General features: G+C 69.1%; 11 protein-coding genes. 6 read left to right on the forward strand and 5 right to left on the reverse strand.

The genetic code is table 11. From position 1 onward, the window contains the following. Position 1: 1 nt before the first annotated feature. Positions 2-1,219: an argininosuccinate synthase gene (locus tag OMP43_RS02165; RefSeq protein WP_280277928.1), complete on the forward strand. Its 1,218-nt coding sequence runs from the start codon at positions 2-4 to the stop codon at positions 1,217-1,219. A 207-nt stretch (positions 1,220-1,426) separates the two neighbouring features. Here OMP43_RS02165 and OMP43_RS02170 read toward each other — a convergent pair whose 3' ends face one another. After that, positions 1,427-2,155, reverse strand: coding sequence for an AraC family transcriptional regulator (locus OMP43_RS02170; protein WP_280277929.1), 729 nt, complete (start codon positions 2,153-2,155; stop codon positions 1,427-1,429). A 151-nt stretch (positions 2,156-2,306) separates the two neighbouring features. Here OMP43_RS02170 and OMP43_RS02175 point away from each other — a divergent pair, with 151 nt between their 5' ends. The 3 genes from OMP43_RS02175 to OMP43_RS02185 are packed head-to-tail and all read left to right on the forward strand — an operon-like array spanning position 2,307 to position 7,360. Then, entirely contained in the window at positions 2,307-4,019 is a 1,713-nt protein-coding gene (locus tag OMP43_RS02175) for a hypothetical protein (RefSeq protein WP_280277930.1), read from the forward strand. Beyond that, the gene (locus tag OMP43_RS02180; RefSeq protein WP_280277932.1) at positions 4,019-5,569 is read left to right on the forward strand and encodes a hypothetical protein; all 1,551 of its coding nucleotides are present in this window, start codon (positions 4,019-4,021) and stop codon (positions 5,567-5,569) included. The genes OMP43_RS02175 and OMP43_RS02180 overlap by 1 nt, the downstream gene beginning before the upstream one ends. Before the next feature lie 9 nt (positions 5,570-5,578). Beyond that, positions 5,579-7,360 carry a hypothetical protein gene (locus OMP43_RS02185; RefSeq protein WP_280277934.1) on the forward strand — a complete coding sequence of 594 codons (1,782 nt, stop codon included), beginning with the start codon at positions 5,579-5,581 and terminating at the stop codon, positions 7,358-7,360. A gap of 143 nt (positions 7,361-7,503) precedes the next feature. Here the strand turns inward: OMP43_RS02185 and OMP43_RS02190 are convergent, their stop codons facing one another. Genes OMP43_RS02190 through OMP43_RS02205 form a run of 4 tightly spaced genes read right to left on the reverse strand, consistent with a single transcriptional unit; the run spans position 7,504 to position 11,962 of the window. After that, positions 7,504-8,643 carry a GNAT family N-acetyltransferase gene (locus OMP43_RS02190; protein ID WP_280277936.1) on the reverse strand — a complete coding sequence of 380 codons (1,140 nt, stop codon included), beginning with the start codon at positions 8,641-8,643 and terminating at the stop codon, positions 7,504-7,506. A 45-nt stretch (positions 8,644-8,688) separates the two neighbouring features. Continuing rightward, positions 8,689-9,960, reverse strand: a complete 1,272-nt coding sequence (locus OMP43_RS02195; protein WP_280277937.1) for a mechanosensitive ion channel domain-containing protein — start codon at positions 9,958-9,960, stop codon at positions 8,689-8,691. Beyond that, positions 9,957-11,141, reverse strand: a complete 1,185-nt coding sequence (gene metC, locus OMP43_RS02200; protein WP_280277939.1) for a cystathionine beta-lyase — start codon at positions 11,139-11,141, stop codon at positions 9,957-9,959. Before metC ends, OMP43_RS02195 begins: the two co-directional genes overlap by 4 nt. Further along, complete coding sequence (locus OMP43_RS02205) at positions 11,138-11,962, reverse strand: sulfurtransferase (RefSeq protein ID WP_280277940.1); 825 nt, start codon at positions 11,960-11,962, stop codon at positions 11,138-11,140. The genes metC and OMP43_RS02205 overlap by 4 nt, the downstream gene beginning before the upstream one ends. A 53-nt stretch (positions 11,963-12,015) precedes the next feature. Here OMP43_RS02205 and queF point away from each other — a divergent pair, with 53 nt between their 5' ends. Then, a complete protein-coding gene (gene queF, locus OMP43_RS02210) occupies positions 12,016-12,462 on the forward strand; it encodes a preQ(1) synthase (protein WP_280278096.1) in 447 nt (148 codons plus the stop codon). A 144-nt stretch (positions 12,463-12,606) separates the two neighbouring features. Continuing rightward, positions 12,607-14,871 (forward strand): glycosyltransferase family 4 protein, encoded by a 2,265-nt coding sequence (locus OMP43_RS02215; protein WP_280277942.1) that lies wholly within the window; start codon positions 12,607-12,609, stop codon positions 14,869-14,871. Positions 14,872-14,887 lie beyond the last annotated feature (16 nt).

Below are 14,887 nucleotides of genomic sequence, written 5' to 3' on the forward strand. Positions count from 1 at the left end.
CATGTCGGACAAGATCAACCGCGTCGTGCTCGCCTATTCGGGCGGCCTGGACACGAGCGTGATCCTGAAATGGCTCCAGCAGGAATATCAGTGCGAGGTGGTGACCTTCACCGCCGATCTCGGCCAGGGCGAGGAGCTCGAGCCGGCGCGTAAGAAGGCCGAGATGGCCGGCGTCAAGCCCGAGCACATCTTCATCGACGATCTGCGCGAGGAGTTCGTCAAGGACTTCGTCTTCCCGATGATGCGGGCGAATGCGCTCTATGAGGGCCTGTATCTGCTCGGCACCTCGATCGCGCGCCCGCTGATCGCCAAGCGCCAGATCGAGATCGCCAAGCTGGTCAATGCCGACGCGGTGAGCCACGGCGCCACCGGCAAGGGCAATGACCAGGTCCGCTTCGAGCTGGGCTATTACGCGCTCAACCCGGACATCAAGGTGATCGCGCCGTGGCGCGAATGGGACCTGACCAGCCGCACCCGGCTGATCGAGTTCGCCGAGCAGCACCAGATCCCGGTGAGCAAGGACAAGCGCGGCGAATCGCCTTTCTCGACCGACGCGAACCTCCTCCACACCTCGAGCGAGGGCAAGGTGCTCGAGGATCCGTGGGAGGAAGTGCCCGACTATGTCTATTCGCGCACGGTGAACCCGGAAGACGCGCCGAACGAGCCCGAGACGATCACCATCGATTTCGAGCGCGGCGACGGCGTGGCGCTGAACGGCCAGGCGATGTCGCCGGCGACGCTGCTCACCGCGCTCAACGAGCTCGGCCGCAAGCACGGCATCGGCCGGCTCGACCTGGTCGAGAACCGCTTCGTCGGGATGAAGAGCCGCGGCATGTACGAGACGCCGGGCGGCACCATCTATCACCTGGCCCATCGCGGCATCGAGCAGATCACGCTCGATCGCGGCGCCGCGCACCTCAAGGACGAGCTGGCGCCGCGCTATGCCGAGCTGATCTACAACGGTTTCTGGTTCGCGCCCGAGCGCGAGATGCTGCAGGCCGCGATCGACCATAGCCAGGAGAAGGTGACGGGCACCGTCCGGCTCAAGCTCTACAAGGGCAGCGTGATCGTCACCGGCCGCAAGTCGCCCTACAGCCTCTATTCGGAAAAGGTCGTGACCTTCGAGGACGATCAGGGCGCGTACGACCAGCGCGACGCGGCGGGCTTCATCAAGCTCAACGCGCTGCGCCTCCGCCTGCTGGGCCGCCGCGACCGCTGACGCGCGACGACCGGGCCGGCGGCTGTCCGGCCCGGTGCCTCGGGCTTACTTGCCGCAGCGGCAATCGGCGCCGCACTTGCAGTCGGTGCAGGTGCAGCTGGGCTTGCAGCGCTGCTCGGCTTCTTCGCGGGTCGTCATGTCGATATCTCCTCGTTGGTGAGGCGGGCCGGATAGGCGCGGCCGCGACGCCGCGCTTGAACGCAGGGGCTAAAATCGCGTCAGCGTCGTCGCCGGCAAGCCGAAGGTGCGCTTGAACGCCCGGCTGAAATGGGCTGAGTCGGCAAAGCCCGCCGCGTGCGCCGCCTCGGTGAGCGACAATCCCTCGGAATAGCCCTGCACCGCGCGGAACAGGCGCAGCCAAAGGACATAGGTCTTGAAGGCCAGTCCGGTCTGCTCGACGAACAAATGGCGCAGCCGGCTGGGGGAGAGGGGGATGCCGGCCGCGGCGCCGGCGAGCGTGAGCGGTTCGTCCAGATGATCGGCCGCGTGCGCGATCATGCGCAGGATGCGCGGATCGGGCAGGGGGGCTTCCGCGCCGGGGACGATCGCGTCGACGATCCCATATCCCGTCTCCAGCAAGGCCGTCCGTTCCAGCGGCGCCGCGAACGTGTCCCGCAGCGCGGCGGCCGCTGCGCGCATCCTCGCCGGATCCAGCGCGACCAGCGGCGCTTCCTGGAACAGTGCGCGCCGCAGCGCCCGCCCCGTCCGGCTCTCGGGCTCGACGAAGACGAAGGCGAGCAGGCCGCGCGCTTCGAAGCGATGGCGGGCATCGGCGTCCACCGCCAGCGCGGGCCCGCGCCATCTGGTGCCGGCGCAGTCGAGCGTCAGGTCGCCGGACAAGGCGATGGTGATCTGGATCGCATGGTGCGCGTGGAAGCCGGCATCGCCGAACCCCTCCGGCGCGTCGAGCACCCAGACGCTCAGGCCCTGTGCCATGGCCAGCTTCGCACGCCCCCGCGCCATGCCGCGGGTTTATGCGGGCCCGATCGGAATGTCAGCCCTTTCGTTCGAGCCGAAGGCACCGCGCGAGCGCATGGCATCCCGCGTTCCTAACGCGCTCTTAACCATGGTGGGCTAGACCCGGGCCATGCCCGTCAGCTCCTTTCCGATGCGTTGGCGCGCGCCCCTGCTCGCGGCGCTGCTTGCAGCGGTGCTCACCTTGGCCTGGGCATGGCGCGACTGGGCGAACCTCTCCCAATTCCGCCTGCCCGATACCGACGACATGGTGCGGCTCCAGCAGATCCGCGATTGGCTGGCCGGCCAGTCCTTTGGCGACCTTGCCCAGCATCGGCTCGGCGCGGCCCCGGGGCTGGAAATGCACTGGTCGCGGATTGCCGATCTTCTCCCGGCGGGACTGATCCTCGCGCTCACGCCGCTGCTGGGCGGGCATGGCGCTATGCTGGCGGCGGTTATCGTCTCGCCGGCGCTGCTGTTCTTCGTTGCGCTCTGGCTGGCCGGCACCGTAGCGCGCCGCCTGGACGCACCGCCGGCGACCGCGATCCTGCTCGCCGCGCTCGCCTATCCGGCGACCAGCCTGTTCCTGCCAGGGCGGATCGACCATCACGGATTGCAGCTCGTCCTGATCCTGGTGCTGGTGCGCACGCTGCTCGGCACGGGCAGTGTCCGGGCCGGCGCGGTCGCGGCGCTTGCCGTGACGGCATCGCTCGTCGTCGGGCTTGAGACCCTGCCGCTGCTCGGCGTCGCCGGTGCCGCGCTCGCGCTGCTGTGGGTGGCGGGCCGGCCGGGAAGCCGCGACCGGCTGCTCGGTTTCGGCATCACCCTGCCGCTCGCGCTTGCCGGGGCGGCCATCCTGTTTCGCACGAGCGGCTGGAGCGTGCCGGCCTGTGACGGCTTCACCGGGCTGCTGTGGCGCGCGGCGCAATGTGCCGCGATGGCGCCGGCGGGCCTGGCGCTGTTCGGCGCCACGGGTTCGCGGACCGTGCGCGCGCGTGCAGTCGCGGCCGGGATCGCCGGAGTGGCGGTGGCGGCGGCGGTGCTGCTGCTCGCGCCGCAATGCCTCGATCCCTATGGCGAGGTCGATCCGCTGCTCGCCCGCCTGTGGCTTGCCGAGGTCGGCGAGGCGCAGCCCCTGTTCGGCGCGCCGCCCGCCAATGCCATCGCCTATGCCGGGCTCGCCCTGGCCGGGCTGGTCGCGTCGCTCGTAATCGCCTGGCGGCGGCGCGAGGCCGGCTGGTGGGTGCTGGCCGCGCTCCAGTTCGCCGCGCTGGCGATCACGCTGTTCCAGTTGCGCGGCGCCTATGCCGGAGCAATGCTCGCCGCGCCGGCCCTGGCGGTGACGATCGGCGCGGCGCGGGCCCGCGGCCCGCTGGTGCTGCTCGCCGCCTGGATCGCCGCGACCGGCATCCTCTATCCGATCGCCGCCACCGCGCTCTTCCCGCCGCGTGCCGCCTCCGGGCCGAGCTGCACCACGCCGGAGAGCCTTGCCCGGCTGGCGGCGCTCCCGCCCGGGCACCTGCTCGCGCCGCTCGACCTGGGCGCCTATGCGCTCGCCGCCACGCCGCACGCGGTGCTCGCCGCGCCCTATCACCGCAACAATCGGGGAAACCGCGCCATGTACGACTTCTTCCTGGGCCAGCCCGCGCAATCGGAGGCGATCGCGCGGGCATGGGGCATCGACTATGTCGCCTTCTGCCCCGACGATCTCGATCGCTTCGCCAGGGAAGCGCGGGAGCCGCGCAGCCTCGCTGCCAGCCTGCGCGCCGGATCGGTGCCCGACTGGCTGGTGCCCATCGGCGGCGGGGACGCGCCGCGCATCTACAGGCTGGCGTCGCGCCACTGATGGAGCAGGCGGCCGTCCGCTGGTGGGAGACGCGCTGGTTCGCGCTGGCCGCGATCCTGGCGTCGTGCGTGCCGCTGCTCGCGCCGGGCGTACCGCCGCTCACCGACCTGCCGGGGCATATCGGCCGGTTCCGGGTGATGCTCGGCACCGATGCGGACGTGCTTGGCCAATGGTATCATTTCCAATGGCGGCTGATCGGCAATCTCGGCGCCGATCTGCTGGTCGCGGGCCTTGCGCCGCTGACCGGGCTGGAGCCGGCGGTGAAGCTGGTCACGATCGCGACGGTCGCGCTTTCCGCCGCCGGCATCCTGTGGATCGCGCGGGGGGTGCATGGCCGGGTAACGCCCTTCGCGCTGTTCGCGCTGCCGCTGGTCTACAACTACGCCTTTCATTTCGGCTTCCTCAACTTCGCGCTGGCGGCGGCGCTCGCGCTCAACGGCTTCGCCTTGTGGCTGCGGCTCGGGCGGCAGGGCCGGACGAGGCTGCGCGCGGCGCTGTTCCTGCCGCTGGCCTGCATCGTCTGGGTCGCGCACGTCATGGGCTGGGGCATGCTGGGGCTGATGGTGTTCGGCGCCGAGCTGGCGCTGCGGCGCCGGCAGGGCGGCGGGTGGATCGACGCGGCGACGCGCGCCGCCATCGCCTGCCTGCCGCTCGCGTCGCCGCTGCTGCCGCTGCTGCTCTGGCGGCCCGGCGGCGGCGGCGGGATCACCGAGCGCTTCTTCAGCCTGCGCAAGGTGTCGTGGCTGGCGATCTTCCTGCGCGACCGCTGGTGGCCGTTCGACTTCTGCTCGGTGCTGCTGCTCTGGGGGCTGGTCTATCGAAGCCTGCGCGATCCGCGCTTCGGCCATGCGGCGGCATTGTCGGGGGCGTGCCTGATGCTGGCCGGCGCCTTCCTTCTCATCCCCTACAAGCTGTTCGGCTCCGCCTATGCCGATATGCGGCTGGCGCCGTTCCTCGTCCTGCTGGCGCTGCTCGCGATCCGCGTCGACAAGGGCATCGGCGCGCGCGAGCTGCGCTGGCTGGCGATCGCCGGCCTGGCGTTCTTCCTGGGGCGGACGGCGGGAACCACGATCAGCTTCTGGCAATATGGCCGCGAATATGATCGTCAGCTCGCCGCGCTCGACCATGTTCCGCGCGGCGCCCGGATCGTCGCGTTCGTCGGCGACAATTGCATCGATCCCTGGGCGCTGAGCCGGCTCGATCATCTCTCCGGCCTGGCGATGGCGCGCCGCGCGGCCTTTTCGAACGACCAGTGGGAGCTCGCCGGCTCGGCGCTGCTCACCATCGACGCGCCCGCGATGGGCGCGTTCGCGATCGATCCGTCCGAAGTGGTCCTCGCCGCCCCCTGCAAGGACAAGCAGGACCGGATGACCATCGACCAGGCGCTGCGCGGCTTCCCGCGCGACGCGTTCGACTATGTCTGGCTGATCGCGCCGCCGCCCTTCGACGCGCGGCTGCTCGCCGGCACGACGCCCGTCTGGCGGGACGGCACCAGCGGGCTGTACAAGATCGACAGGAACCGCTTGTCGGGCGGCGCCCCTGCGCACTAGAAGGCGCGGATGGACAGGGGCGACGCGTTGCAATGGTGGCAGACACGATGGTTCGTGGCGCTCTGCACCTTCATAGCCATCATTCCGCTGCTCTGGCCCCAGATCCCGCCGCTGGTCGATCTGCCCGGCCATATGGGGCGCTACCGCGTCCAGTTCACCTATGACCAATATCCCTTCCTCCAGGAATGGTACGACTTTCGCTGGAGCCTGATGGGCAATCTGGGCGTCGACCTGCTGGTCATCCCGCTGCACCATGTCTTCGGGCTCGAGCTGGCGGTGAAGCTGATCGTCATCGCGATCCCGGCGATGACGGTGGCCGGCATGCTGTGGATCGCGCGCGAGGTGCATGGCCGCATCCCGGCGACGGCGCTGTTCGCGCTGCCGCTCGCCTATGCCTTCCCCTTCCATTTCGGCTTCGTCAATTTCGCGCTGTCGATGGCGTTCGCGCTGCTGGCGTTCGGCTGGTGGCTGCGGCTGGCGCGGCTGGGCAAGTTCGTCTTCCGCTCGATGGTGTTCCTGCCGATCTCGGTGCTGATCTGGGTCTGCCACACCTATGGCTGGGGCCTGCTCGGCATTCTCGCCTTCTCGGCCGAGCTGATCCGCCAGCACGATCTGCGCCGCAATCCGCACGTGCCGTGGTACAAGGACCTGGTCGGCGGCTGGATCCTGCCCTGGTTCCATGCCGGCCTGCAGTGCGTGGTGCTCGCGCCGCCGGCATTGCTGATGGTGCTGTGGCGCTCGGGCGGGCACGTCACCGGCCAGACCTTCGACATGTTCAACTGGCGCGCGAAGATGCTGTGGATCACCCAGGTCTTCCGCGATCGCTGGCAGCTGTTCGACCTGGCCTCGGTGGGGGTGCTGTTCCTGCTGCTGTTCAAGGCGGTGCGCGATCCGAACATCCAATATTCGCGCAACCTCGCGCTGTCGGGCATCTTCCTCACCCTGGTCTATATCCTCCTGCCGCGCGTCGTGTTCGGATCGGCCTATGCCGACATGCGGCTGGTGCCCTTCCTGCTCGCGATCGGCATCCTCGCGATCCGGCCCAAGCCGGGCCTGTCGATCCGCGGCGCCGCGACCGTGGCGGCGCTCGGCATGGCCTTTTTCTGCGTCCGCATCGGCGCCACGACCTGGAGCTTCCTGCTCTACAGCGGCACCTATGACCGCGAGCTCAAGGCGCTCGAGCGCCTGCCCCAGGGGGCCCGGCTGATCAGCTTCGTCGGCGAGACCTGCCGCTACGAGTGGAAGCAGACGCGCCTCCAGCACGTTCCCGCGCTCGCGCTCGAGCGCAAGCTCGCCTATACCAACGATCAATGGTCGATGGCCGGCGGGCAGCTGCTCACCGTGCGCTATGCCGCCGCCAAGCGCTTTGCCCATGATCCGTCGCAGATCGTCACCGACGTGCAGTGCCCGCGCGAATATTGGCGCCCGGTGGCCTGGGCGCTGGCGCGCTTCCCGCGCGATGCGTTCGACTATGTCTGGATGATCGAGACGCCGGCCTATAATCCGCGCTTCGAGCAGGGGCTGATCCCGTTGTGGCGCGACGGATCGAGCGCGCTGTTCAAGATCGATCATTCGGTGCCTGCGCCGGTGATCGAGCCGGGCGAGCTGCCGGTGCCGCGCTGGGAGCGCGACATCATCCTGCGCGAGGGACATCAGGGCGGCAGCAGCCTGCCCGATCCGGAGGCGAGCCCGGTGCCGGAGGAATCGCCCGAGCCGGTCGCGTCGTCCAGCCCGTCGCCCACGCCGAGCCCGACGGCCCGGGCGAAGCACCGGGGCAGGGTCCGCCACTAGGCCGGATCCGCCCCGGCGCGCCTTTCCCCCTCGATCGAACCCGCGCGGGAAGCGAAGACAGGGGGCCGTGGCGTAAACTTCCGCGGCGCGCGCCTGCGGCGAATCATTCCGGTGCCGGGGCGATGCGGCGGCGCGCGCCGCGCCTAGCAGCCGTGCCGGAAGGGCGTCAGTTCGCCGAGATATTCCTGTTCCTGCGCCACTGCCTCGCGCTCGCGCTCCAGATAGTCGGCGACGGCGCGGCGGAAGCCCGGATCGGGGAGGTAATGTGCCGACCAGGTGGTCACCGGCGCATAGCCGCGCGCGAGCTTGTGCTCGCCCTGCGCGCCTGCCTCCACCCGAGCCAGGCCGCGCGCGATCGCGGCGTCGATCGCCTGATAATAGCAGAGCTCGAAATGCAGGAAGGGCACTTCCTCGATCGCCCCCCAATAGCGGCCGTAGAGCGCGTCCGCGCCGATCAGGTTGAGGGCGCCGGCGATCGGCCGCCCGTCGCGCTCGGCCAGGATCAGCAGCACCTTGTCCGCCATCTCGCCGCCCAGCAGCGAGAAGAAGTCGCGGGTCAGATAGGGGCGGCCCCATTTGCGGCTGCCCGTGTCCTGATAGAAGGCCCAGAAGGCATCCCAATGCGCCTCGGTGATCTCGGCGCCGCACAGATGGCGGATGGTCAGGCCCGCCACCGCCGCCGCGCGCTCCTTGCGGATCGCCTTGCGCTTGCGGCTGGCAAGGTCGCCCAGGAACTCGTCGAAGCTGCGATAGCCTTTGTTCGCCCAATGGAACTGGGTGCCGGCGCGGATCAGCCAGCCGGCTTGCTCGAACAGGGGCAGCTGGTCCGGCTCGAGAAAGGTGACGTGCGCCGAGGACAGCCGGTTCCGGTCGGTCACCGCCTCGATCCCCGCGATCAGGCCGGGCGCCAGCGCGCCGTCGCGCAGCAGCAGCCGCGGGCCCGGCACGGGCGTGAAGGGCACGGCGATCTGGAGCTTGGGATAATATCGGCCGCCCGCCTGCTCCCAGGCCTCGGCCCAGGCATGGTCGAAGACATATTCGCCCTGGCTGTGGCTCTTGGCATAGGCCGGCGCGATCGCCGCGGGGATGCCCCGCGCGTCCTCGATCACGATCGGCAGCGATTGCCAGCCGGCGCGCGGGCTCACCGATCCCGAGCGCTCGAGGATCGAAAGAAAGCCATGGCCGACGAACGGGTTGCGCGCACCCGCGCACGCGTCCCAATCCCCCGGCGGGATCGAGCTTACGCCATCGGCGATACGAGCGGTCACGGAAGCGGCGGACACGGCATCCAGATAGGGATGAGGCCCGGCAAAGGGCAATGGCTTCGTCTAGCCTCGCCTCGCTTCGTCCCCGAGCAGCCGTACCTCGCGCTGCGGCAGGGCGAGGGAGATGCCGTGCTCCTGGAACATCACCCAGAGCCGGTTGAGCACGTCGCTCTTCACATTGCCGACGCCGCTTTCGGGATCGCTGATCCAGGTGAGGATCTCATGCTCCACGCCGCTTTCGCCAAAGGCGGCGAGGCGCACATTGGTGGGCGGATCGTCGAGCGCGCGCGGGCTTTCCTTCGCCGCGCGCAGCATCAGCGCCTGGGCGAGCTTGAGGTCGGAATCATAGGCGACGGTCACCGGGATGCGGACGCGGACGTTGCGATCGGTGTACGACCAGTTCTCCACTTCCTGGGTCATCAGGATCTCGTTGGGGATCAGATGCTCCTTGCCGTCGCGCGTGACGACGCTCACCGCGCGCACGCCGATCTTGTTCACCCAGCCGAAGCTGTCGCCCACCACGATCACGTCGCCCGGCTTGATCGAGCGATCCATCAGCAGGATGATTCCGGCGATCAGGTTGCCGATCGTCTTCTGCAGGCCGAAGCCGATGGCCAGGCCGAACGCGCCCGAGAAGACGGTGAAGGCGGTCAGGTCGATCTCGAGCAGGTCGATACCGACGAAGAAGGCGACGACCACCGCGGCGATCGCGGCCAGCTTCTGGAAAAGCAGCTTCTGCGTGGGATCGAAGCCGCGCGCGCCGGCGATCCACCGCGTCAGCATCCGGTTGAACAGGCGCACCCCGGCGAAGAGCAGCAGCACGGTGACGGCGATGCTGAGCAGCGACAGCAGCGTGAGCCGGCGCTGGCCGATCTGGACGCCGACCCGGTCGAGCGTGTCCTGCGTCGCCGCGAACCCGCCGATCGCGTGGCTCAATATGGCGGCGAAGGCGATGGCGGCCACACCCCAGGCGATCCAGCGCGGCAGGTTGAGCCCGCGCAGCACCGCGACGGTGAACAGGGCGGCGGCGGCTCCGGTGGCGAAGCCCAGCCCCAGCGCGGCGAGCGGGTGCCAGGGCCAGGCGGAGAGGAGGATGCCGAGCAGCAGCGTCGCTACCCCGTGGCGAATCACGTCGCAGATGCGCCCGCTGAACAGGGGGCCGTGATCCGCGTCGCGCGACCAATATTCGGCGATGCGCCCGCCGATCCTGCGGCCGGCGAACCAGCCGAGCGCCAGGGCGACGATGGCGAGCGCGGCGGCGATGCCGGCTTCGGACAGTTCGGGCGGTGAGGGAAGGTCGTGCCCCGCCAGCCAGTCGCCGAACCGCTGCATCATCCACGCATCCGGGCGAAGCGGGCCAGCCCCTGTTCGAGGTCGGCGATCAGGTCGTCCGGATCCTCGAGCCCGATCTGGAGGCGGACGACCGGCCCTTCCGCCTTCCACTCGGTGGCGGTGCGGAAGCGTTGCGGATCGACCGGCAGGGCGAGGCTCTCATAGCCGCCCCAGCTATAGCCGATCCCGAAATGCTCCAGGCCGTCGATCAGTGCGGCGCGTTCCTTCTCGCCACCGCCGGCGAGGACGAAGGAGAACAGGCCGGCGGGGCCCTTGAAGTCGCGGTGGAAGATTTCGTGCCCCGGGCAATCGGGCAGCGCCGGGTGGAGCACGCGCGCCACTTCGGGGCACGTGCGGAGCCATTCGGCGATCCGCAGCGCCGCCCGGCCATGCTGCTCGAGCCGGATCGCCATGGTGCGCAGGCCGCGCGCGCCCAGCCAGGCATCGTCGGGGCTGGCCGTCTGGCCGAGCTGGTAGGTGGTGTCGCGCAGCGCCTGGTACTTGCCCCGGGCGGCGGTGACCGAGCCCAGCATCACGTCGGAATGGCCGACGACATATTTGGTCGCGGCAAGGATCGTATAGTCGATCCCGCGCGCGATTGCCGGGAAGAGCAGGGGCGTCGCCCAGGTATTGTCGAGCACCGTGGCGATGCCGCGATCCCTGGCCACCGCGACGATCGCCGGCACGTCCTGCACTTCGAAGGTCAGGCTGCCGGGGCTCTCCAGGAAGATCACCCGGGTATTCTCGCGGCACAGCGCCGCGATGCCTTCGCCGATCAGCGGATCATAATAGCTGGTCTCGATCCCCATGCGCCGGAGCAGGCCGTTGGCGAAGTTGCGCGTCGGGTCGTAGCTGCTGTCGGGGAGCAGCAGATGATCGCCCGGCGAGAGCAGGGCGAGCAGGGTCGAGGCGATCGCGGCGACGCCGGACGGGTAGAGCAGCGTCGCCTCGGCGCCCGGCTCGAGCTCGGTCAGCGCATCGGCGAGCGACCATTGGGTCGGCGTGCCCCGCCGGCCGTAGAACAGCCGGTGATGGGTATCGCTGGCGCCGCTGGCGCGCAGATGCGCCACATCGTCGTAAAGGATCGTCGAGGCGCGCCACACCGGCGGGTTGACGATGCCCTGGGTCCATTCCTTGCGCCGGCCGGCGGCGACGACCTTGGTCTTGTCCTGCTTCTCGCTCATGCCGGGCCCAATGCCTTGGCGGTCTCCGGACGGCTACCCCATTCGGTCCAGCTGCCGTCGTACAGCGCGGCTTCGTTGTCGAGCAGGTGTGCGCCGAACGCCAGGATCGCGGCGGTGATGCCCGAGCCGCAGGTGGTGACCAGCGGGCGAGCGAGGTCGATGCCATGATCCTCGAACACGGCGCGGATATGATCGCGGGGCTTCCAGGTGCCGTCGGGGTTGAAGAATTTCGGATAAGGGACGTTGCGCGATCCCGGGATATGGCCCGCCGCGACTTCGGGGCGCGGATCGGCTTCCTCGCCGGTGAAGCGCGCGGCCGAGCGGGCATCGGCGACCTGCCCGGTCTCGGCCTTCATCTCGTCGAGCGTGCGCGCCCGCGCCTTGGGCGGGCGAGGCTGGAAATTGCCCGGCTCGGCCCGGTGCGGGCCGCTTTCCACGGCGCGGCCTTCCGCCTTCCACTTGGCCATGCCGCCGTCGAGCAGCGCCACGTCGACGCCGGCGAGCCGCAGCACCCACCAGGCGCGGCACGACGTGTGGTGCGGGCCATTGTCGTAGAGGATGATCGGCGTCTCGGTGTCGGCGCCCAGCGCGCGCAGCCGCTCGGCGATCCTGGCGACGGTCGGCATGGTCGAGGGGAGCGGGCTGGTCTCGTCGATCAGCGTGTCGAGATCGAGGAAGCGCGCGCCGGCGATATGCTCCGCCTCGAACTCGGCGCGGGGGTTGCGCGGCGGCGATCCGGGGATCGTCGAGCTATAGGTTGCATCGAGCACCAGCACATCATCGGCGCCGGCCAGCCATTCGGTCGTAACGAGCCCGTCCATGGAAAGCGTCCTAGAAGGATGCAAAGCGCTCCGCAAACGCCTACATGGCCGGGATGGACGCCAAGCATCTCGGAAAAGCCTCGATCCTTCCCGCCACGCCGGAGGAAGCCGAGCTCGATTACGTGCCCAATCCGCGCAAGGGCACGCGCTATCTCATCCGTTTCGCGGCACCCGAGTTCACTTCGCTCTGCCCGATCACCGGCCAGCCGGATTTCGCGCATCTGGTGCTCGACTATGTGCCGAACGACACGATCGTCGAGTCCAAGTCGCTCAAGCTGTTCCTGGGCAGCTTCCGCAACCATGGCGCCTTTCATGAGGATTGCACCGTCGGCATCGGCCAGCGCCTGTTCGACGAGATGCAGCCGGAATGGCTCCGGATCGGCGGCTATTGGTATCCGCGCGGCGGCATACCGATCGACGTCTTCTGGCAATCCGGCACACCGCCGGAGGGTGTCTGGATACCGGATCAGGGGGTTCCGGGCTATCGCGGCCGCGGCTGAACGCCGGATTTACAAGGCGACCGGACGGTCGTATTCTGCTGCATTGCAGCATGATGAAACCTTATTGAAAATAGTTGGTTTGGAAGGGCGAGCGTGGGGCTTACGCGCAATTGAGTTTGCGATAGCGAAGGGAAAGATCGGCGCATGAAAGCCCCGAATATCCAGCACATCGCGCTGATCGGCAACTTCCTGCCGCGCAAATGCGGGCTCGCCACCTACACGACCGATACCCATGCCGCGCTCAAGCAGCGCTTCCCGGATCTGAAGATCGACGTCTATGCGATGGACGATCATCCGGGGCGGTACGACTATCCCGACGCAGTGACTGCCGCGATCCCGGAGCAGGACCGTGCCGCCTATCTCGGCGCGGCCCGCATGATCGAGGCTTCGGGCGCGCAGGCGCTGTGGGTGCAGCATGAATATGGCATCTATGGCGGCCCCGCCGGCGAGTATCTGATCGCGCTGCTCGACCGGCTGTCGATCCCGGTGATCGCGACGCTGCACACCGTGCTGGAGAGCCCCAATCCCGATCAGCGGCGAGTGATGGAGGCGCTGCTGCGCCGCGCGGCGCGGGTGATCGTGATGGCCGAGAAGGGGCGCGAGATCCTGAAGCGCGTGCACGGCACCGACGACAGGAAGATCGCGATGATCCCGCACGGCGTGCCCGATCGCCCCTTCGCCGATCCGCGGGACTTCAAGCCGCGCTTCGGCTGGCAGGGGCGCGAAGTGATCCTCACCTTCGGGCTGCTCGCGCCGAGCAAGGGCATAGAGACGATGATCGAGGCGATGCCGGCGATCGCGCGGGCGCGGCCCGACGCGCTTTATGTGATCCTGGGCGCGACGCATCCGAACCTCGTCGCGCACGAGGGCGAAGCCTATCGCGAGCGGCTGAAGGCGCTGTCCGCCGATCTGGGCGTGGCCGGGCAGGTCGCGTTCATCGACGGGTTCGTCGAGCAGGACGAGCTGCTCGACTATCTCCAGGCGGCGGACGTCTATGCGACGCCCTATCCCGATCCCGCGCAGATCACTTCGGGCACGCTCTCCTATGCGGTGGCGGTGGGCAAGCCGGTGGTCTCGACGCCCTATGTCCATGCAACCGAGATACTCGCGGACGATCACGGCGTGCTTGTGCCTTTTCAGGACAGTAGCGCCGTCTTCGCCCGCGAGATTGTCCGCCTGCTCGCCGACGCGCCGGCGCGAGGGGCGCTGGCCGCGCGCGCCTATGCCCGCGGCCGCACCATGTTGTGGCCGCGCCTCGTCGAGGCCGCGATGGACATGCTGGGGGGCATCGTCGCCGCCAGGCCGCGCCGGTTTCCCCCGCCGGCCAAGGCGCTGGTGCCGCTCGCGCCGGACATCGCCGCGGTCGAGCGGATGAGCGATGCCACCGGCATGCTCCAGCACTCGATCTATTCGGTGCCCGATCGCCGCCACGGCTATTGCATCGACGACAATGCCCGCGCGCTCATCCTGATGAGCAGGATCGAGACGATCGACGAAGCGGAGCGCGACAGATGGACGAGCGTCTACGCCGCCTTCGTCCAATATGCCTGGAACCAGGAGCTGCGCCGCTTCCGCAACTTCATGAACTTCGACCGGACCTGGTGCGAGGATGTCGGCTCGGAGGATTCGAACGGCCGGGCGCTCTGGGCGCTGGGCGTGACGGCGCGCGATGCCCGGGCGCAGAAGCATCGCGACTGGGCATCGGCCCTGTTCGACGCCACCGCCTCGATCGCGCTTGAGCTGGGCAGCCCGCGGGCGCGCGCCTTCGCGATGCTGGGCGCGGCGGCGATGCTCGGCGCGCATCCGGGCCATGCGCTCAGCCGCGAGATACTCACCCGTTTCGGCGAGGAGCTGATCGCGCTGCTCGACGGCAATCGCCGCCCCGAATGGCAATGGTTCGAAATCGTGCTCGCCTATGACAATGCCCGCCTGCCCGAAGCGCTGCTGCGCGCCGGGATGGCGCTGGGCCGCGACGCGTTCGTCAGTGTCGGGCTCGAGACGCTCGAATGGATCGTCGCCCGGCAGACTTCGCCCGAGGGCCGGTTCCGCGCCGTCGGCACCGAGAGCTTCGGACGCGCCTATGCCCCGCCGCTCCAGTTCGACCAGCAGCCGCTGGAGGCGCAGGCGACGGTGGAGGCCTGTGTCGCCGCCCATGAGGCGACGGGGGACGCGCGCTGGGTGGAGGAGGCGATGCGTGCCTATCGCTGGTATCTCGGCGCCAACGACCTCGAGCTGCCGCTGGCCAGCGCCCAGGACGGAGGATGTTTCGACGGGCTGATGCCGCATGGGCTCAACCGCAACCAGGGGGCCGAGTCCATTTTGGCGCTCCAGCTCGCCAACTGCGCGATTTCGGCTCTTTCAAAGGCGACCGGAAACGTGGCAACACCGGTGCGAGCCGCCGTCGCCTAGTTACAGCCTGGGCGAC

This window comes from Sphingomonas sp. CBMAI 2297 (assembly GCF_029870595.1).
Lineage (GTDB): Bacteria > Pseudomonadota > Alphaproteobacteria > Sphingomonadales > Sphingomonadaceae > Sphingomonas.

Bases quoted from the DNA above. Each gene is read 5' to 3' on its own strand.
- OMP43_RS02205 (WP_280277940.1), bottom strand. From the start codon at position 11,962: ATGGACGGGCTCGTTACGACCGAATGGCTGGCCGGCGCCGATGATGTG.
- OMP43_RS02185 (WP_280277934.1), top strand. From the start codon at position 5,579: ATGGACAGGGGCGACGCGTTGCAATGGTGGCAGACACGATGGTTCGTG.
- metC (WP_280277939.1), bottom strand. From the start codon at position 11,141: ATGAGCGAGAAGCAGGACAAGACCAAGGTCGTCGCCGCCGGCCGGCGC.
- OMP43_RS02165 (WP_280277928.1), top strand. From the start codon at position 2: ATGTCGGACAAGATCAACCGCGTCGTGCTCGCCTATTCGGGCGGCCTG.
- queF (WP_280278096.1), top strand. From the start codon at position 12,016: ATGGACGCCAAGCATCTCGGAAAAGCCTCGATCCTTCCCGCCACGCCG.
- OMP43_RS02195 (WP_280277937.1), bottom strand. From the start codon at position 9,960: ATGATGCAGCGGTTCGGCGACTGGCTGGCGGGGCACGACCTTCCCTCA.
- OMP43_RS02170 (WP_280277929.1), bottom strand. From the start codon at position 2,155: ATGGCACAGGGCCTGAGCGTCTGGGTGCTCGACGCGCCGGAGGGGTTC.
- OMP43_RS02215 (WP_280277942.1), top strand. From the start codon at position 12,607: ATGAAAGCCCCGAATATCCAGCACATCGCGCTGATCGGCAACTTCCTG.
- OMP43_RS02180 (WP_280277932.1), top strand. From the start codon at position 4,019: ATGGAGCAGGCGGCCGTCCGCTGGTGGGAGACGCGCTGGTTCGCGCTG.
- OMP43_RS02175 (WP_280277930.1), top strand. From the start codon at position 2,307: ATGCCCGTCAGCTCCTTTCCGATGCGTTGGCGCGCGCCCCTGCTCGCG.